The organism is Celeribacter sp. HF31 (assembly GCF_011806455.1).
Lineage (GTDB): Bacteria > Pseudomonadota > Alphaproteobacteria > Rhodobacterales > Rhodobacteraceae > Celeribacter.
In genome coordinates this window covers 222,950-241,155 of sequence record NZ_JAATOT010000006.1, presented here as the reverse complement: position 1 = coordinate 241,155, position 18,206 = coordinate 222,950, and the positions used below count along the sequence as shown (strand labels likewise).

Annotated in this window: 17 protein-coding genes; 4 read left to right on the top strand and 13 right to left on the bottom strand. The window is 60.8% G+C overall.

What is annotated here, in order from left to right; genetic code table 11:
- Nucleotides 1-87: 87 nt before the first annotated feature.
- The 11 genes from HCZ23_RS14650 to coxB all read right to left on the bottom strand — a co-directional run bounded on the left by HCZ23_RS14650 (nt 88) and on the right by coxB (nt 10,006).
- Nucleotides 88-1,509 carry an FAD-binding oxidoreductase gene (locus tag HCZ23_RS14650; RefSeq protein ID WP_167602485.1) on the bottom strand — a complete coding sequence of 474 codons (1,422 nt, stop codon included), beginning with the start codon at nt 1,507-1,509 and terminating at the stop codon, nt 88-90.
- Nucleotides 1,510-1,553: 44 nt separating this feature from the next.
- Nucleotides 1,554-2,342, bottom strand: a complete 789-nt coding sequence (locus HCZ23_RS14645) for an MBL fold metallo-hydrolase (RefSeq protein WP_167602484.1) — start codon at nt 2,340-2,342, stop codon at nt 1,554-1,556.
- 150 nt (nt 2,343-2,492) lie between these two features.
- Nucleotides 2,493-3,083 (bottom strand): GNAT family N-acetyltransferase, encoded by a 591-nt coding sequence (locus tag HCZ23_RS14640; RefSeq protein ID WP_167602483.1) that lies wholly within the window; start codon nt 3,081-3,083, stop codon nt 2,493-2,495.
- Nucleotides 3,083-4,342: a pitrilysin family protein gene (locus HCZ23_RS14635; protein ID WP_167602482.1), complete on the bottom strand. Its 1,260-nt coding sequence runs from the start codon at nt 4,340-4,342 to the stop codon at nt 3,083-3,085. The genes HCZ23_RS14640 and HCZ23_RS14635 overlap by 1 nt, the downstream gene beginning before the upstream one ends.
- Nucleotides 4,339-5,721, bottom strand: a complete 1,383-nt coding sequence (thrC, locus tag HCZ23_RS14630) for a threonine synthase (protein WP_167602481.1) — start codon at nt 5,719-5,721, stop codon at nt 4,339-4,341. The genes HCZ23_RS14635 and thrC overlap by 4 nt, the downstream gene beginning before the upstream one ends.
- A gap of 12 nt (nt 5,722-5,733) precedes the next feature.
- Complete coding sequence (locus HCZ23_RS14625; RefSeq protein WP_167602480.1) at nt 5,734-6,402, bottom strand: SURF1 family protein; 669 nt, start codon at nt 6,400-6,402, stop codon at nt 5,734-5,736.
- Between the two features lie 68 nt (nt 6,403-6,470).
- Entirely contained in the window at nt 6,471-7,274 is an 804-nt protein-coding gene (locus HCZ23_RS14620; RefSeq protein WP_167602479.1) for a cytochrome c oxidase subunit 3, read from the bottom strand.
- A 36-nt stretch (nt 7,275-7,310) separates the two neighbouring features.
- Nucleotides 7,311-7,892, bottom strand: coding sequence for a cytochrome c oxidase assembly protein (locus HCZ23_RS14615; protein WP_167602478.1), 582 nt, complete (start codon nt 7,890-7,892; stop codon nt 7,311-7,313).
- On the bottom strand, nt 7,892-8,029 hold the full coding sequence (locus tag HCZ23_RS14610) for a hypothetical protein (RefSeq protein WP_167602259.1): 138 nt from the start codon (nt 8,027-8,029) through the stop codon (nt 7,892-7,894). The genes HCZ23_RS14615 and HCZ23_RS14610 overlap by 1 nt, the downstream gene beginning before the upstream one ends.
- 25 nt (nt 8,030-8,054) lie before the next feature.
- Complete coding sequence (gene cyoE, locus HCZ23_RS14605; RefSeq protein ID WP_167602477.1) at nt 8,055-8,993, bottom strand: heme o synthase; 939 nt, start codon at nt 8,991-8,993, stop codon at nt 8,055-8,057.
- 119 nt (nt 8,994-9,112) lie between these two features.
- Entirely contained in the window at nt 9,113-10,006 is an 894-nt protein-coding gene (gene coxB / locus HCZ23_RS14600) for a cytochrome c oxidase subunit II (RefSeq protein WP_254870324.1), read from the bottom strand.
- Nucleotides 10,007-10,233: 227 nt separating this feature from the next.
- Between coxB and tldD the strand changes: the two genes are divergently transcribed.
- Nucleotides 10,234-11,655, top strand: a complete 1,422-nt coding sequence (gene tldD, locus HCZ23_RS14595) for a metalloprotease TldD (protein ID WP_167602475.1) — start codon at nt 10,234-10,236, stop codon at nt 11,653-11,655.
- Between the two features lie 226 nt (nt 11,656-11,881).
- Complete coding sequence (gene dprA / locus HCZ23_RS14590) at nt 11,882-13,066, top strand: DNA-processing protein DprA (protein ID WP_167602474.1); 1,185 nt, start codon at nt 11,882-11,884, stop codon at nt 13,064-13,066.
- A gap of 9 nt (nt 13,067-13,075) precedes the next feature.
- On the opposite strand, the gene HCZ23_RS14585 is transcribed toward dprA, so the two are convergent.
- Entirely contained in the window at nt 13,076-13,555 is a 480-nt protein-coding gene (locus HCZ23_RS14585; RefSeq protein WP_167602473.1) for a hypothetical protein, read from the bottom strand.
- 139 nt (nt 13,556-13,694) lie between these two features.
- On the opposite strand from HCZ23_RS14585, the gene topA reads away from it, so the two are divergent.
- Nucleotides 13,695-16,334, top strand: a complete 2,640-nt coding sequence (gene topA, locus HCZ23_RS14580; protein WP_167602472.1) for a type I DNA topoisomerase — start codon at nt 13,695-13,697, stop codon at nt 16,332-16,334.
- 45 nt (nt 16,335-16,379) lie between these two features.
- Here topA and HCZ23_RS14575 read toward each other — a convergent pair whose 3' ends face one another.
- Entirely contained in the window at nt 16,380-17,279 is a 900-nt protein-coding gene (locus HCZ23_RS14575) for an MBL fold metallo-hydrolase (protein ID WP_167602471.1), read from the bottom strand.
- A gap of 217 nt (nt 17,280-17,496) precedes the next feature.
- Here HCZ23_RS14575 and HCZ23_RS14570 point away from each other — a divergent pair, with 217 nt between their 5' ends.
- Nucleotides 17,497-18,201 carry a CoA transferase subunit A gene (locus HCZ23_RS14570; protein WP_167602470.1) on the top strand — a complete coding sequence of 235 codons (705 nt, stop codon included), beginning with the start codon at nt 17,497-17,499 and terminating at the stop codon, nt 18,199-18,201.
- Nucleotides 18,202-18,206 lie beyond the last annotated feature (5 nt).

Here is an 18,206-nt window from a genome sequence, read left to right as displayed (position 1 = left end):
TGCCTTCCAACGCGTGAACCTTAATGAGATTAACCTTAACCCAACCGGCATATCGGTTGACTTCCGGCTGTCACAAACCGGATCGCTTCAGGCCGGCGGCAGCCGCAAAACCGCGCCCGGATTCATGATGCCCTTGGGGTCGAGCGCCGCCTTGATCGCCCGCATCGCGGAGAGTTTCCCCGGATCGCCATAGTGCTCCAGGTCTTCGGCCTTGAGCCGTCCGACGCCGTGTTCCGCGCTGAACGATCCGTCATACTCCGCGACAAGATCATGCACCACGCGCTTTACCTCAAAGCGGATGTTTTCATACTCGGAGCGATCACGCCCCTTCGCCGGGAAGACGTTGTAATGCAGGTTGCCGTCGCCCAGATGGCCAAAGGCATTCACCCGCACATCGCCCAGTTGCGACAGCCGCGCGATGCCCTCGGGGATGAAGTCGGCGATCCGCGACAGCGGGATGGAAATGTCATGCGACGAGATCGAACCGATGCGTTTGTTGCCTTCGGGGATCGTCTCGCGCAGGGTCCAGAAGTCTTGCCGCTGCGCCTCGCTTTGCGCGATGACCCCATCGCTGACCAGTCCCGCTTCAAAGCCGCGCTCAAACAGAGTGGCGAGCATGGCTTCCGGGTCGGAGGTGCCCGACACGCCGAGATCAATCAGCACGCACCACTCGGGGTGGGCCGCGAAAGGCTGGCGAATATCGGGAACCGTCTCGGCAAGGAAATCCAGCCCCATGCCGGAGATCAGTTCAAAGGCCGAAATACCCTCCCCCGCGATGCCCTGCGCCATGTTCAAAAGCTCGAGGGCGGCGGCGGGGGACGGCACGATGAGGATCGCGGCGGCCTCGTGTTCCGGCTGCGGGAAGAGGCGCAGGCTGGCCGCCGTGATCACGCCCAGCGTGCCTTCCGCCCCGATCAACAGGTTGCGAATGTCATAGCCAGTGTTGTCCTTGCGCAGGCGTTTGAGGCCGTGGAAAATCTGCCCGTCGGGCAGGACCGCTTCGATGCCCAGACATAGCTCACGCGCATTGCCGTAGCGCAGCACATTGAGCCCGCCCGCATTGGTCGACAGGTTGCCGCCGATGCGACAGGTGCCTTCGGCCCCCAGAGAGAGAGGAAACAGGCGCCCGGCCTCAGAGGCTGCGGATTGGATGTCGGCGAGGATCGCACCGGCTTCCGCAACGATGACGTTTTCCTGCGGATAGACCGCGCGGATTTTGGTCATTTTTTCCAATGAGAGGATGACCGGCGCGGGGCCGTCATAGGCGATCTGACCCAGCACCAATCCGGTGCCGCCGCCCAAGGGCACGATGCCGACCGAGGCCTCGTAACAGGCCTGCACGATGGTCGAGACCTCTTCGACCGTCGCCGGACAAACGATCACTGCCGCCTGACCATGGTAACGCCCCCGCGGGTCTTCCAACTCGCCGTCACGGCGCGCGCGCAGGGTGCCGGGCGGCAAGGCCTTTTCAAGCGCTTCAAGAAAATCGGGCGTCGCAGGCTGGGTCATGTGAGGCTCCTTTGCCCCAGATGTAGCCCCTGCCCCCCCAGGTCTCAATCGGAAAGAAACTGAGGCTCCAACACCATGATCGTCGGTTGCCCCGGCAAACGGTCGAGCGAGACCAACAACTCGGAGCCGTGGGGTTCTACCACAGCAAAGTCGTCGCCCATCCCCGACAGGAAATCGTTCAAACCATAGCGCGAAAAATAATGCATCGGAATGACGATGGAGGAGCGAAACCGTTCGACGATGCGCATCATCACCTCTCGTGGCACGGTATAGCCACCGTCAACCGGCGCCATGACCACGTCGAGACGCCCGATGGCGGCATATTGTTCCTCGGTCGGCTCATGATGCAAATGGCCCAGATGGCCGATGCACAGGCCCCCCGCCTCGAAGATGAAGATCGAATTGCCATTGGGTTCACGCGCACCGCCCTCACGCGTGCCATTACCATTTCCAAGGCGAATATCGGTCGGCACATTGCGGACGCGCATGGCACCCAGATCGAGATCATGCTCTGCGCCTTCGCCATAGGCCCCCCAGCCCTCGAGAATATGCGCGACATCGCCGTGGACGTTGTTGGTGTAATGGCTGGAATGGGCCTGATTCATCGTCACAACATCGGGCGCCCAGAGCGTGTCGCCGATATAGCCGTTGTAATCGGTGACCACAGACACGTCGCCCGCCTCGATGGCAAACATCGCATGGTCGATGAAATGAATACGTACGGCATCGTCGGGGACGGGTGCGCCGACAGAGGCTTGCCACAGCCTCTCGGGTGCCGTGTCCCCCGCAAGTGAGCGACAATGGCTCGGGATACGCTCGGCCTCCTGGGCCATGGCAGCCGTGGACGCGATAGAAACAGCGAGGCTGAGAAAAAGAGGCCACCCAGATATTTTCTGCATGCAAGTCTCCCGATCACATCGGGATGAGGGTAGGCCCGAATCCCCCGTGGTCCTCATCACAGAACCGTGTACGCCGCGATGGGGTCAAGCCTGCCCTATCGTGGTCGGCCCACGCCGATCCGGGTGCAGCGCGGAATAAAGCACATGGTTGCGCCAACGGCCGTTGATCTGAAGATAGGCCTGCGCCACGCCTTCGTATTTGAACCCGGCCTTTTCCAGCGCCCCACGCGACGCCGCGTTTTCCGGCAGGCACGCGGCCTCAATCCGGCTCAGGCGCATGCGGGCAAAGGCGTGATGGGTGACGGCGGCGATGGCCTCTTTCATATAGCCCTGACGCGCGTGGCGCGCGCCGATCCAATAGCCGATGGTGCCCGCCTGCGCAGGGCCGCGGCGGATATTGTCGAGCGTCAAGGCGCCCAAGAGCACATCGTCGTCACGGCGAACCAAAAAGACTGGCAGGCCGCTGTCGCTGCGATAGCTGCGCTCCGCCCAGATCACACGGTTGGTGAATGCCTTGCGCGTCAGGTGGTCCGACGACCAGGTCGGTTCCCAGGGCTGCAAGAATTCCATGCTTTCCTGACGCAGGGAGGCCCAGGCGCGATAGTCCGAATGCTGAGGCAGACGGAGCGTCATGCGCTCCGTCTCGATCCGCACCTTCGGTCGTCGCGACAGCATCAGGCGGCGAACCTTTCGCGCAATTTATCCAGCTCCGGCGCGGCTTTGACCGGGCCGTACAGCGCCATCGACGCCTTGCCCATGCCGGTTTTCACCAGAAACTCGCGCACATTCTCAAGCGTCACCGCGTCGATCCGTTCCACGGTTTCCTCGAGCGCCGGAATGCGCCCCCAGATGCCCAGCATCCGCGCGTTGCGTTCGGAGCGCGACGACGGGCTTTCCAGCCCCATCAACAGCCCCGCCTTGATTTGCGCCCGCGCCCGGTCGACCTCGACCATGGTCATTTCAGACGCCGCACGCTTCATCTCGTCAATCGTGACCTCGGCCAGTTCCGCGACCTGATCGCCCGAAGTCCCCGCATAGATCGTGGTCAGCCCGGTGTCGGAATAGGCGCCGGATTGGGCGTAGATCGTATAGCAAAGCCCGCGCCGTTCGCGCAGTTCCTGAAAGAGCCGCGAGGACATGCCCCCGCCCAAGGCGGTGGTCGCGGTCTGGGCGATGTAGATGTCTTCGTCGCGATAGGCAGGGCCTTCGAAAGCCAGCGTGAAATGCGCCTGTTCGAGCTTCTTGACCTTGCGATATTCACCGCCCTCAAACCGCGCCGGATCCGCGTAATCGCGACCATGCGGTTTGAGACCGCCAAATATCTCTTCGGCCTCGGCGACGATACGGTCGTGGTCGATATTGCCCGCCGCCGAAAGCACCATGCGTTCGGGGCTATAGTGCTCGTCGACAAAGCCCGCGAGATCGTCGCGGCTGAAATTCCGCACCCGTTCGGCGGGGCCCAAAATCGTCCGGCCAAGGGCCTGTTTCGGGTAGGTCGCCTCTTGCAGCCAGTCGAAAATCACGTCGTCGGGCGTGTCCAAAGCCTGACCGATTTCCGACAGGATCACGCCGCGCTCGACCTCCAGCTCATGCGGATCGAAGATCGGGTTCAACACGATGTCGCCAATCACATCGAGTGCCAGAGAGACGTCGTCTTTCAACACGCGTGCGTAATAGGCCGTGGTTTCCCGCGTCGTATAGGCGTTGAGATACCCGCCAACGTTTTCAAGAACTTCGGCAATCTCCAGAGGCGTGCGGCGTTTCGTGCCCTTGAACGCCATATGTTCGAGGAAATGCGCGATGCCGTTCTGTTCGATCCGCTCATGGCGTCCGCCCGCCAGCACCCAAACCCCAATCGACGCGCTTTGCATCGAGGGTTGAAGTTCGGTGACGATCCGAAAACCGTTGGACAGAGTGTGGATACGTGGGCTCAAGCAAGACGCTCCTTGATCAGGGTTTTGAGACCATCTAGGTCGTTCGGCACCACCGTAAACCGCTCGTCGCGGTCGAACAGATCGGCCATATGTTCGGGCAGCGCCGGGTGGATGCCGCAAGCGGCCTCGACAGCCGCCGGGAATTTTGCCGGATGCGCCGTCGAGAGCGAGATCATCGGCACTTCGGACAGGTGCTCTTCGGCGACCTTTACCGCCACCGCCGTATGCGGACAGAGCACTTCGCCGGTGCGCTTGTGCATGTCGGTGATGGTGGCGGAGGTTTCTTCCTCAGACGCACGGCCCGAGGCAAAGGTCTCGCGCAGACGATCCATCGCGCCTTGGGAGATTTTGAACTCACCCGATTTGAACTCGTCCATCAGTTGCGCAATCGCAGCACCCTCGCGGTCATAGACGTCAAACAGCGCGCGTTCAAAGTTGGAACTCACCTGAATGTCCATCGACGGCGAAATCGACGGCACCACGCCCTCTTTGGTGCAGGCGCCGGTTTCCATCGTGCGGTGCAGAATGTCGTTCTGGTTCGTCGCGATCACCAGCTTGTCGATCGGCAGGCCCATGCGTTTCGCGATATAGCCCGCGAAAATGTCGCCGAAGTTGCCCGTCGGCACGGTGAAGGACACCTTGCGATGCGGCGCGCCGAGCGACACGGCGGAGGTGAAGTAATATACGACTTGGGCCAGCACCCGTGCCCAGTTGATCGAGTTCACAGCCGCCAGTTTGACGTGATCGCGAAATTCGATGTCGGCAAACATATCCTTGAGCGCAGCCTGGCAATCGTCGAAATCACCCTCGACGGCCAGCGCGTGGACGTTGGCCTCAGAGGGCGTGGTCATCTGGCGACGTTGCACATCCGACACCCGGCCATGCGGGAAGAGGATGAAGACATCGACATTCGACAGCCCTTTGAAGGCCTCAATCGCGGCAGAGCCGGTGTCTCCAGAGGTCGCGCCCACGATGGTCACATGTTCGCCCCGGCGCGCAAGCGCAGCCTGGAACAGCTGGCCAATGAGCTGCATCGCGAAATCCTTGAACGCCAAGGTCGGCCCGTGGAACAGCTCAAGCAGGAAGTGGTTCGGACCGAGCTGCACCAAAGGCGCGCGGGCGTCGTGTTTGAAGCCCTGATAGGCCTTCTTGATGATTTCCTTGAACTCGGCATCCGTAAAGGTGTCGCCGATGAACGGCTTCATCACCACAAAGGCCGCCTCTTCGTAGCTCATCCCCGCAAGCCCGGCGATCTCCGCCGCGCTCAGCGTCGGGATGCTCTCCGGCACGTAAAGCCCGCCATCCGAGGCAAGCCCCGTCAGCATGGCGTCTTCAAAGGTCAGGGTCGGCGCTTGGCCGCGGGTCGAGATATAACGCATGGCATCTGCTCTTTAGTCCGTTCGCGCCCTGATACGCCACAGAAGAAAAAGAGTCATCCCAAACCAGACAAGACAAAGCGAAAACCATGTGATTGCGTACTCCAGATGGTCGTTCGGGATGCCCTCGATGCCCACCGGCATCGGCTCTATGCCAACGCCTGTGCTGTCGCGGGCCACGATCAGCACGGGCTCTGTGTCGAGAGCCTCGGCCATCGCCGGAATGTCGCGCCCGAACCAGATGTTGCGCCCCACATCGGGCGCAGGCGTGGAGCTGTTCATATCATCCGGCCAATGCAAATTGCCGACCACCGTGACCTGACCTCCCGCACGCTCCTCATCCTTTTCCATGTCCCGCACAAACCCACGATCGAGCAACACCCGCCGCCCGTCCGTCAACGTCAAAGGCGCGATGATCAGATAGCCCGCGCCGATCTGTTTGCGCGAGACAAGCACATGAAGCTCTTCGCCCCCAATCTCCCCCGTCGCGGTCACCGGCATGTATTTCATCGACGGATCAATCGCCGCGGGCAGAGGCACCGGATCGGCGCCGATCTCCGCGCGGATCTCAGCCAGAACACCCTCTTTCCACGCAAGGCGCTGGAGCTGCCATGTGCCCAGCCAGATCAGCACCCCGCAGCCCAGGACCCCGATCACGATGGGAAAAATCATTCGTTTGAGCATGGAGCCTCCAAACGAAAGGGCGCCAAAGCGCCCCCTCTTGTCTTCATTGCAGTGAAAATACTCAGAGCTCATTGCCCCCAGATATAAACCACCACAAACAGGAAGAGCCAGACGACATCCACGAAGTGCCAGTACCAGGCCGCCGCCTCAAACCCGATGTGATCGTCCGGGGTAAAGTCGCCCTTGATCGAGCGCACGAGACAAATGGTCAGGAAGATCGTGCCGATGATAACATGGAAGCCATGGAACCCCGTCGCCATAAAGAAGGAGCCGTAGAAGAAATCGCCACCGAAGGTCCAGCCTTCATGCACGACCAGCTCGTAATACTCATAGGCCTGAAACAGCGTGAACACCGCGCCAAAGCCGACACCAATGGCGAGACCGGCGATCAGGTCCTTGCGGATATTGCCGTGGACCAGTGCATGGTGTGCCCAAGTCACAGCGGCGCCGGAGCACAGAAGGATCAGCGTGTTGATCAGCGGCAGGTGGAACGCGTCGACCGGAATGATCTCGGGCTTCACATATTCCGTGCCCGCATAGGTGTACATCGGGTAAAGCGTGTTCTTGAAGAACGCCCAGAACCAGGCGGCAAAGAACATCACCTCGGACATGATGAACATGATGAAGCCATAGCGCAGGCCGATCCGCACCACCGGCGTGTGATCGCCCGCCTTGTTCTCCTTGATCGTGTCCGACCACCAGCTCCACATCACGTAAAGCACACCGACGAAACCGATCAGGAAGATGAACGGATTGTCGTTGGCCATCCACATCACGGCGCCGAACAGCATGATAAAGGCGCCGACCGCGGCCATCAGCGGCCAGGGCGATGGCGGAAGGATGTGGTAATCGTGGTTCTTTTCATGCGCCATAGTGTGCGTCCCTCTCCCTTGGTTGCCCGTTCGGGCTTAGTTCAAACTCGTGTCCGAAGATGTGCCCGCCTCCAAAGCGGCATAATCTTCGGGCAGGTCTGTTTCATGGAATGTATACGACAGGGTGATGCGATGGATATATTTCGCATCCCTGTCGGTGGTGATCTCGGGATCGACATAGAAAGTCACGGGCATCAACACGCGCTCCCCCGGTTTCAGCACCTGTTCGGTGAAACAGAAACAGTCGATCTTGGTGAAAAAGCCGCCGGCCTCGAAGGGCGCGACATTGTAGGACGCCGTGCCTGCGATGGTGCGATCCGTCGGGTTATAGGCCTCGTAGAACGCAAGCCCCGTCTCGCCGATCCGAACCTCCATCGTGTTTTCCACGGGTTTGAACTCCCATGGCATCGACTGATCGGTGTTGGCGTCAAAACGGATCTTGATGGTCTCGTCCAGAATGGTGTCCGAGGCACCCACAGCCACGTTCGTGGTGCCGCCAAAGCCCGTCACCGCGCAGAACCAGCTGTAAAACGGCACCGACGCCCAAGCCAGACCGCCCATGAGGACCACGACCCCCACGAGTTGCAACACGGTCTTTTTCGGGCTGCGTCCGGCCATCAGTATCCCGCCTCCTGCGCCGCGATCGACGGGTCGAGAACGGTCACCTTGACCACGGTCAGGCCAAGCAAAAGCACCACAAAGGCGCCCAACGCCAGCCCAAGCCCCACATTGCGGGAGCGGCGGCGCGTGTGCATGTCATGAAGTTTTGTGATCGCCATCTTAGAACGGGCCTCCAATGCCATAGGCAAAGAGCGCCTTGTCCGCCATCAGCGCCATGAAATGCAGGAAGGTATAGGCCAGCGACAGTTTAAAAAACGCGCGCTCGGCCTTGTAATTGTCGGCCTCTGCCTCGTCCTCATTGCGCTTCCAAAGCACCACGGCGCCGCGCAGGAAGGCGGCATTCATCACCACGGCGACGACCAGATAGCACCAGCCCGCCAGAGGTGTTGCGAACATCGCGGCGGCGAAACCGGCCAAAAGGATCGTATAGACGAGGATGTGGTTGCGGGTCGACCGCTTGCCGTGGGTCACGGTCAGCATCGGCACCTTCGCTTTGTCGTAATCGGCGTTCATGAACAGCGCCAGCGACCAGAAATGCGGCGGCGTCCACATGAAGATCAGCATGAACATCAACACCGAAGACAGGGTGATGTCGCCGGTCACGGCCGCCCAACCGATCATCGGAGGCAGCGCGCCAGAGGCCCCGCCGATGACGATGTTCTGCGGCGTCGCGCGTTTCAGCCACATGGTGTAGACCACCGCATAGAAGAAGATCGTGAAGGCCAGAAGAGCCGCCGCGACCCAATTGGTCGCCAGATAGAGCATCACGACGGAAAAGGCCGACAGCGTCAGACCAAGCCCGAGCGCCTCGCCACGGGTGACTTTCCCCGCCGGGATCGGGCGCGACTTGGTGCGTTTCATCACCATATCGATGTCGCTGTCATACCACATGTTCAGCGCGCCCGAGGCGCCGCCGCCGATGGCGATACAAAGAATGGCGAAGAAGCCAAGGAAGGGATGAATGCCACCCGGCGCCACGATCAGACCCGCAAAAGCGGTGAAGACGACGAGAGACATGACGCGCGGCTTCAACAGGGCGAAATAATCGCCAAAGCCCGCTTCATGGTTGTCATCCAAAATAATCGTCGCGTCAGTCATCGCGTCACTTCCAGTTATGCATATGCCCCCCAAACGGACATTTTGTCTCTTGATGGGGGGCCGTTTGTTGTGTGCGTGGGCAAAGAAAGGCGGGGCGGTTGATCCGCCCTCACCCGAAATTAGTCGGCAGAGGCCAGTCGGATCGTGCTCGGTGCCGTCTCGTTGGCGGCATAAAGCTCTTTCGCTTCCAGAAGCCAGGCATCATAGACGTCCTGCTCCACCACCTGCACGGTGATCGGCATATAGGCGTGGTCCTTGCCACAAAGTTCCGAACATTGACCAAAGAAGGTGCCGGTTTTCTCCGCCTTGAACCAAAGCTCGGCCACACGGCCCGGAACGGCATCCTGTTTCACGCCAAAGGCCGGGATTGTCCAGCTGTGGATCACGTCCGCGCCGGTCACCCCCATCACAATCGTCTTACCGACGGGCACGACGACCTTGGTGTCGGTGGCCAGAAGGAACTGATCCTCGGAATAGCCCGCCTTGACCAATTTGGCGCGCATCGCGTCGTTCAGCACGTAGTTGCGCCCGCCCGCGTCGTAATCTTCATCGGTCATCGTCGCCGGGTGGCCGATCAGATAGCTGTCAAAGGCGATGCCCTCATCGACATATTCATAGCCCCAGAACCACTGGTAGCCCGTGACCTTGATGTAGATATCGCCATCCGGGATTTCCTGTTGCTTGAACAGCACCGGAAGCGAGAACGCCCCGATGACCACGAGGATCAGGATCGGAACGATGGTCCAGGCCACTTCGATGGGCGTGTTATGCGTAAACGTCGCCGGCGTCTTGTTGACACGACGGTTGTAGCGCACGATCACCCAGAGGATGAGCGCCGCCACGAAGGCCACGATCACCGTGATGATCACCAAAAGCATGTGATCGAGCCCCTGAAGGTCGCGGGCAAGCTCGGTTGCTGGCGCCTGAAAGCCCATCTTGCCGGGCTCGGGCGCGCCCAAAAGCTCGCCGTCCTGCGCCCAGGCGCCCGTCGCGGCGCTCAAAGCCCCGGACATAGTTGCAAAAAGAGTGGCCGCCCGAGCGGTCCAGACAGATTTTGTGCGCATTGTCTCTTCCCTAGGTTGCAATCAGGGTTGGCTCCCCGACGGCTGCCCCGGTCTTCCGGGTGCATTTTCATTTGAGTCTGCCCTACCAAAAACCATATTAGGCGTGATGGGACAAGAATTCCCCATCTGTTTGAGCCACTTTTTTGATCTAGATCAAGTCCAAAGGGAGAAAATCCGTGAATTCGAGACGTTTTGACCCGTTTACAAATGCGATCGAATTGGAAAGTTCCCTTGCGATTCTGCGCGAGGCCGTGGCCGGCGCCGATGACGGCGAACTTTTCCTGGAACGCCGCACCTCCGAGGGCCTCGTGCTCGATGACGGGCGGATTCGCACCGCCTCTTATGACGCCTCCGAAGGATTCGGCCTGCGCGCCGTACGTGGCGAGACGGCGGGTTACGCCCATTCGACCGAGATTTCCGAACAGGCCATCCGCCGCGCCGCCGAGACCGCGCGTCTGGCCGTCGGCGATGGCGGCGGTACGCTCGCGGACGCGCCACGCGCCACCAATGTGCATCTCTATACCGACGAGAACCCGCTCGAAGGCGCGGCCTTCGACGTCAAGATCGACACGCTGAAAGAGATCGACGACTACCTGCGCGGCCTCGATTCCCGTGTGGTTCAGGTCACCGCCTCGCTGGCCGCCTCTCACCAAGAAGTCTATATCCTGCGCCCCGAAGGCGGGCTGACCTCCGACATCCGCCCCATGGCGCGGCTGTCGATTGCGGTCATCGTCGAACAGAACGGCCGCCGCGAAAGCGGCTCCGCGGGAGGCGGCGGTCGGTTTGGCCTCACCGGCCTGATTACCCCCGATCATTGGCAGGGCGTGGCGCGCGAAGCGCTGCGCATCGCCGCCGTGAACCTTGAGGCCGTGCCTGCGCCTGCGGGCGTCATGGATGTCGCGCTTGGGCCGGGCTGGCCGGGCGTGTTGCTGCACGAAGCCGTGGGCCACGGGCTTGAGGGCGATTTCAACCGCAAGAAAACCTCCGCCTTCGCCGGCCTCATGGGCCAGCAGGTCGCCGCCAAAGGCGTCACCGTGTTGGACGACGGTACGATCCCGGATCGGCGCGGGTCGATTTCCGTGGATGACGAGGGCACACCTTCGGAGAAAACCACATTGATCGAAGACGGCATTCTCGTCGGCTACATGCAGGACCGCCAAAACGCGCGGCTGATGGGCGTCACGCCCACCGGCAACGGGCGGCGCGAAAGCTACGCCCACGCGCCAATGCCGCGCATGACCAACACTTATATGTTGGGTGGCGATGCGGCCCCGGACGAGATCATCGCCGATATGAAGGACGGGATTTATGCCGTGGGCTTTTCCGGCGGGCAGGTCGACATCACCAACGGCAAATTCGTCTTCAACTGCACCGAAGCCTACCGCGTCGAGAATGGCCGCGTCGGCGCGCCGGTGAAAGGCGCCACGCTGATTGGCGATGGGGCCACCGCGATGAAACAGATCCGCGCGGTCGGCAACGATATGGCGCTCGATCCGGGTGTCGGCAATTGCGGCAAACAGGGGCAATGGGTTCCGGTGGGTGTGGGACAGCCGACCTTGCTGATCGGTGGACTGACGGTTGGCGGTTCTGCGGCCTGAGGACTCTGTGGCCTGAGGGCTGCAATTTGCGATTCCGCCTGAGACCCTCTCACCCCAAAAAGCGCGTTAACCTTTATGAACAAAGCGGCCCGAGATGTACATCTTCGGGCCGCTTTTGCCGAAAAGGACGCATGGCTGGTAAATATTTCGGCAAAAAATCACCTCTCACTTGGCTAAAATCCAATCTTTCCGACATGTGGTAACGCCTCGTTAACCATTTTGCGCGATGTTGAAGGGGCAAGAGACGGAGAGAGTTGGTTCATTGGAGTTCATCCCTTCCCACCACCCCCTCACCCCACCCCACACCGTGGAAGATAGGGCCAATTGGCTCCGGCTCTTGCGCTCCAGACGCGTTGGCGTCAGCACCTTTTACCGGCTATTGAGTGAACATGGCGATGCGCAGACGGCTCTTGAGGCCCTGCCCGAGATCGCCCGTCAGGCCGGTGTTTCCGAGTATCAGATTTGCCCTCAGGGCGTGATCGACGCCGAGTTGCGCGCAGGCCGCAAGCATGGCGCACGGCTGATCCTGCGCTCCGATCCCGACTATCCGCCCCTTTTGGCGCTCATCGACGACGCTCCGCCCGCGATCTGGGTCAAGGGCGATCTGTCGCTGTTCGAACGTCCCACATTGGCCGTGGTCGGCGCGCGCAATGCGTCGTCTCTGGGGCATCGCTTCACCCGCACTCTGGCGCGTGAATTGGGCGAAGAAGGCTTTGCCATCGCCTCTGGCCTCGCCCGCGGCATCGACGCCACTGCGCACGAGGCCGCTTTGGAGACCGGCACCCTCGCCGTGCTCGCAGGTGGTCTCGATGAGATTTACCCGGCAGAGAACACCGAACTTTATCACAGCATTGCCGAGAGCGGTCTGTTGATCTCCGAACAACCCTTTGGGATGAAGCCCTTCGCCCGGCATTTCCCCATGCGCAACCGCATCGTCTCTGGCCTGTCGCGCGCCACCATCGTGATCGAGGCCGCCGCGCGCTCCGGCTCTTTGTTGACCGCAGGCAATGCACTCGATCAGGGGCGCGAGGTGATGGCGGTGCCGGGACATCCCTTTGATGCGCGCTCTGCGGGCTGCAATATCCTGCTGCGCGACGGGGCCACGCTCATTCGCGGCGCGCGCGATGTCATGGACACGCTGGCCGCCGCATCGCCCCTGGCGCAGACCGCAATGGAAACGCCAAAGGACGCCATCCCCGTGCCTGAGGCCCCCGCCGAGGTGCGCAGCCTCGCCGATCACGCAGCTCTTCACACCGAGATTCTCGCCCGTCTTGCCGGGGCACCCTTGCCCGAAGACGACCTGATCCGCGATCTCGGCGTCACGGCGGATCGCGCCAGCGCGGAAATCCTCAACCTGGAACTGGATGGCCGCATCGCCCGCAAACCCGGCGGGATGCTGGCACTCGGATAAGGGATGCACTCAGTCCAGCGGACAATAATCGAACAAAAGCTCCGAAAACACGGTGCAGTAGGGTTCGCTCGCGAACCAGACATCCGTCGCGCCAATACTGTGATCCACCACGGCCCACTGATCACCCTCGCGGACCAGAAAGGCGATCACGTCAATGCCGCCGACGTCTTCGTAATAAGAGGCATCATCGCCCCAATAGCGCACGATGGGCGCCTCGCGGATGTCGATCTGCGTGCCGCCCGGGCGCTGCGGTGCGACGCTGGCAAAGGCCTGTGCTCCCGTGGAGCGTAGCTCATAGACCACAAACTCCACCGGCGCGCCCAGCCGCCATTCGATCACGGGGCGCAGCGCATTCATGATCTGGCCACGCTCAAGACTGCCGCGTTTCGGTTCATGCCAGCTTTGGGCCAACACCGAGGCAGGCAAAACAAAGGACAAAACGACAAAGAGAAAGAGGGCACGCATGTGAAACTCCGAACCATGGGACATCAGGACAATTCATCGCAACTCTTTCGAAAACCCCGGCTCATGGGAACAATAATCAGTACAGTGCATTGACATTTCTCATAGCCTGCCCCCATTTTCCGCCGCCATAAGCCCCAGTCATCCGAGAATCTTAAGGACCGCCATGCCAGTTGTTGTTGTCGAATCCCCCGCCAAGGCCAAAACGATCAACAAATACCTTGGCAAGGATTACACGGTGCTGGCGTCCTACGGGCACGTCCGCGACCTTCCGCCGAAAGATGGCTCGGTCGATCCGGACAATGATTTCGACATGACCTGGGAGATCGGTGCGGACAGTCGCAAACACGTCAAGGCCATCGCGGATGCGCTCAAGGACGATGACGAATTGATCCTCGCGACCGACCCCGATCGCGAAGGCGAGGCGATTTCATGGCATTTGCAGGAGGCGCTGACCAAACGCCGGGCGATCAAGAAATCGACCGCCGTGTCGCGGGTGACCTTCAATGCGATCACGAAACCCGCCATTTTGGAGGCGATGAAACACCCGCGTCAGGTCGATGTGCCGCTGGTCGATGCCTATCTGGCACGTCGTGCGTTGGACTATCTCGTGGGATTCAACCTGTCGCCGGTGCTCTGGCGCAAACTGCCGGGCGCGCGTTCGGCGGGCCGCGTGCAATCGGTCTGCCTGCGTCTGATCGTGGAGCGCGAACAGGAGATCGAGGCCTTCAATCCGCAGGAATATTGGTCCGTCAAAGCGATGCTCGAGACCCCGCGCGGGCAGAATTTCGAAGCCCGCCTCACGCAATTGTCCGGCAAAAAGCTCGACAAATTCGACCTGAAAGACCGCATGAGCGCCGAAATGGCCGTGCAGGCCGTGTCCTCGCGGGCGCTCAAAGTTGCCTCTGTGGAGGCCAAACCCGGCTCCCGCAACCCGTCGGCACCCTTCATGACCTCGACCCTTCAGCAAGAGGCCAGCCGCAAATTCGGCATGGGCGCGCGCCAGACGATGAACGCGGCGCAGCGGCTCTATGAGGCGGGTCTGATCACCTATATGCGGACCGACGGCATCGACATGGCCCCCGAAGCCGTGACCCAGGCGCGCGACGCGATCAAGGAGCGCTATGGCGACAAATATGTGCCCTCCTCGCCGCGCATCTACAAGAACAAAGCCAAGAACGCCCAGGAAGCCCACGAATGTATCCGCCCGACGGATATGTTCGCCGCCCCCGACAAGGTGAACCTGACGGATAGCGACCAGCGCAAGCTCTACGACCTGATCTGGAAACGCACGATTGCGTGCCAGATGGAAGGCGCGAAACTCGAACGCACCACGGTGGACATCACCTCTGACGACCACGAAGTCGTGCTGCGCGCCACGGGGCAAGTCGTGGTGTTCGACGGCTTCATGGCCGTCTACACCGAAGGCCGCGACGATGTGGACGAGGATGACGAAGGCCGCCTGCCGCAGATCATGCAGGGCGAGGCCCTGAAAAAAGTCGCGGGCGCATTGAAAGCCGAAGCGGCGGAGAAAGAGGCCGTGTTGGGGGCAGAAGACGCCGTTCTGGGCCTTCAACACCACACCAACCCGCCGCCGCGCTACACCGAAGCGACTTTGGTGAAGCGAATGGAAGAGCTCGGCATCGGGCGTCCGTCCACCTATGCGTCTGTGCTTTCGACCATCGTGGACCGCGAATATGTCCGCAAGGAACAGAACCGCCTGATCCCGGAAGACAAGGGCCGGATCGTCACGATTTTCCTGATGAATTTCTTCCGCAAATATGTGGGTTATGAGTTCACCGCCAACCTGGAGGAAGAACTCGACGAAATCTCGGCGGGCGATCTCGATTACAAAGAGGTGCTGGCGAAATTCTGGCGCGATTTCCACGCGGCGATTGCCGAAACCTCCGATCTGCGCATCTCCGAAGTGCTTGATATTCTTGACGATGCCTTGGCACCGCAGCTTTATCCGCCGCGCGAAGACGGGTCTGATCCGCGCGTCTGTCCGAAATGCGGACAAGGTCAATTGCACCTGAAAACCTCGCGCACCGGCGGTTTTGTCGGCTGTTCGAACTACCCCGAGTGCACCTACACGCGACCGATCGCGGGCGAAGGCGCCGAGGGCGACGAGCGGCTTTTGGGCGAGGATGCGGGCGATGAGATCTGGCTCAAGGCCGGGCGCTTTGGCCCCTATGTCCAGCGCGGGGAACCGACGCCGGAGAACAAGAAACCGCCGCGGGCGTCCCTGCCGAAAGGCTGGTCGAAGGATGACATGGACCTCGCCAAAGCGCTCACGCTGTTGTCCCTGCCCCGCGAGATCGGCGAACATCCGGAGGGCGGCACGATCAAGGCCAACTTTGGCCGTTTCGGGCCATACCTCATGCACCAGCTGCCGGATGAGGCAAAGCCGGTCTACGCCAATCTCAAGGACCCGAACGACGTGTTCGAATGCGGCATGAACCGCGCGGTCGAGCTGATCACCGAAAAGCGCAACAACCCGGGACGCGGGCGCTCTGCGGCGGCGAAACCGCTCAAAGAGCTGGGCGATCACCCCGATGGCGGGCCGGTGCAGGTGATGGAAGGCCGCTATGGCCCCTATGTGAAATGGGAAAAGGTCAACGCGACGCTGCCGAAAGACGTCAAGCCCGAAGACCTGACCATGGATCAGGCGGTCGAGCTGATCGCGGAGAAGGCGGCGAAGAGTGGCAAAAAGGCCCCCGCCAAGAAAAAGGCGGCACCGAAGAAAGCGGCGGCCAAGAAACCGGCCGCAAAGAAAGCTCCGGCGAAAAAGAAAGCCGCCGAATAAGCGAGAGAATGACAAAAGGGCGCCCCGCGAGGCGCCCTTTTCATTTCAGAGCTTTGGCTCGAACCGGTTGACCGGAATGGAAAACACCGCGCGGCCCTTGTCATCCGGCTCCGGCAGACGCCCGCCCCGGATGTTGACCTGAAGCGCGTAAAGCATCCTCCCCGGCAAAGGCAGGGTCGCGTCACGCGCATCGCGGGTTTCGATGAATTCCGCTTTCGAAACCCCGTCCTTCACATGAATGTTCGAGGCCTTGTGTTCGGCCACCGTGGCCATAGAGGCCTCTTCCCGCCCGCCTTTCTTGTAGTCATGCCCGACAAAGATGCGGGTGTCTTCCGGCATGGCGAGAATGGTCTGCAAACTGTCCCACAGTTCGGCGGACGAACCGCCCGGGAAGTCGGCGCGCGAGGTGCCGCTGTCGGGCACCATGAAGGTGTCATGGGCGAACACGGCGTCCCCGATCACATAAGACACCGAAGCCAACGTGTGGCCGGTCGAGAGGAGGACCTGTGCCGTCAGAGCGCCAATGCCGAATGTGTCGCCCGGTTCGAACAAGCGCTGCCAATAATCGGGGCGGTTTTTGAGGCTGTCATCGGCGTAAAGATCGGCCCAGATGTTTTGCACCTCGAGAACCTTTTTGCCGATGGCCTGCGGCGCCTTAAATCGTTCCGCAAGATAGGGCGCAGCGGAGAAATGGTCGGCATGGGGATGCGTGTCGAGCACCCAGACGACATTCAGCCCTTGCTCGGTCACATAGCTGGCGATCTCGTCGGCGCTTTTGGTCCATGTGGCACCGGAGGCCGGGTCGAAATCCAGCACCGGGTCGATGATCGCCGCCGATTTCGTGGCCGGGTCGATGACGACATATTGCCAGGAACCGCTGGCCTCTTCGTAAAAGGCGGCGACATCCGGGCTTCCTGGGCGGCTTGAAGCGGGGAAAAATTGCATGGGGTGTCCTTTGTGCAGCATTCATATTCTTAATGGTGAATATGATGTGCGCCGCCGGACAATCAAGCCCGACAAAAATAATAAATTATTATGCCTCACCGCATCTGACCTTATACGTTCTCAAAATGGAAACCCAACTGTTGCAGTGCAGCAAAGAATTGACTCCCTCCGCCAGAACCCGGTTAATCAGGCAAACGCCATTCACGGGAGGACGAAGATGAGTAAGGTGTACGGGTCGGCCAAAGAGGCGCTCGACGGAATTTTGCAGGACGGCATGCTGATCGCCGCGGGCGGGTTTGGCCTTTGTGGCATCCCCGAGCTTTTGATCGACGCGATTGTCGAAAGCGGGGTCAAGGATCTGACCGTGGCTTCCAACAACGCAGGCGTCGATGGCTTTGGCCTCGGCAAGCTGTTGGAAACCCGCCAGATCAAGAAAATGATGTCGTCCTATGTGGGCGAAAACGCGGAATTCATGCGCCAGTATCTCGCCGGCGAGCTGGAGTTGGAATTCAACCCGCAGGGCACGCTGGCCGAACGCATGCGCGCAGGCGGCGCGGGCATTCCGGGGTTCTACACCAAAACGGGCGTCGGAACGGTCATCGCCGAGGGCAAGGACCACAAAGAGTTTGGCGGTGAGACTTACATCATGGAAGAAGGTATTTTCGCCGATATTTCCATCGTGAAAGCCTGGAAAGCCGACGAAACCGGCAATGCGATCTTCCGCAAGACCGCGCGCAACTTCAATCCGCCGGCGGCGATGTGCGGCAAGATCTGCATTATGGAAGTCGAAGAGATTGTGCCCACCGGCGCGCTCGACCCGGACCACATCCACATGCCGGGGGTCTACGTGCATCGCCTGATTCAGGGCGAGCATGAAAAGCGCATCGAACAGCGCACCACGCGGCCCCGTCCCGCAGCATAAACGCG

Coding starts and splice junctions, on each gene's coding strand:
- HCZ23_RS14650 (WP_167602485.1), bottom strand. CDS start 1,509: ATGACCCAGCCTGCGACGCCCGATTTTCTTGAAGCGCTTGAAAAGGCC.
- HCZ23_RS14645 (WP_167602484.1), bottom strand. CDS start 2,342: ATGGCCCAGGAGGCCGAGCGTATCCCGAGCCATTGTCGCTCACTTGCG.
- HCZ23_RS14640 (WP_167602483.1), bottom strand. CDS start 3,083: ATGCTGTCGCGACGACCGAAGGTGCGGATCGAGACGGAGCGCATGACG.
- thrC (WP_167602481.1), bottom strand. CDS start 5,721: ATGCGTTATATCTCGACCCGCGGCCAAGCGCCGACCCTGACCTTTGAA.
- HCZ23_RS14625 (WP_167602480.1), bottom strand. CDS start 6,402: ATGCTCAAACGAATGATTTTTCCCATCGTGATCGGGGTCCTGGGCTGC.
- HCZ23_RS14620 (WP_167602479.1), bottom strand. CDS start 7,274: ATGGCGCATGAAAAGAACCACGATTACCACATCCTTCCGCCATCGCCC.
- HCZ23_RS14615 (WP_167602478.1), bottom strand. CDS start 7,892: ATGGCCGGACGCAGCCCGAAAAAGACCGTGTTGCAACTCGTGGGGGTC.
- HCZ23_RS14610 (WP_167602259.1), bottom strand. CDS start 8,029: ATGCACACGCGCCGCCGCTCCCGCAATGTGGGGCTTGGGCTGGCGTTG.
- cyoE (WP_167602477.1), bottom strand. CDS start 8,993: ATGACTGACGCGACGATTATTTTGGATGACAACCATGAAGCGGGCTTT.
- coxB (WP_254870324.1), bottom strand. CDS start 10,006: ATGTCCGGGGCTTTGAGCGCCGCGACGGGCGCCTGGGCGCAGGACGGC.
- dprA (WP_167602474.1), top strand. CDS start 11,882: ATGTTGAAGGGGCAAGAGACGGAGAGAGTTGGTTCATTGGAGTTCATC.
- HCZ23_RS14585 (WP_167602473.1), bottom strand. CDS start 13,555: ATGTCCCATGGTTCGGAGTTTCACATGCGTGCCCTCTTTCTCTTTGTC.
- topA (WP_167602472.1), top strand. CDS start 13,695: ATGCCAGTTGTTGTTGTCGAATCCCCCGCCAAGGCCAAAACGATCAAC.
- HCZ23_RS14575 (WP_167602471.1), bottom strand. CDS start 17,279: ATGCAATTTTTCCCCGCTTCAAGCCGCCCAGGAAGCCCGGATGTCGCC.
- HCZ23_RS14570 (WP_167602470.1), top strand. CDS start 17,497: ATGAGTAAGGTGTACGGGTCGGCCAAAGAGGCGCTCGACGGAATTTTG.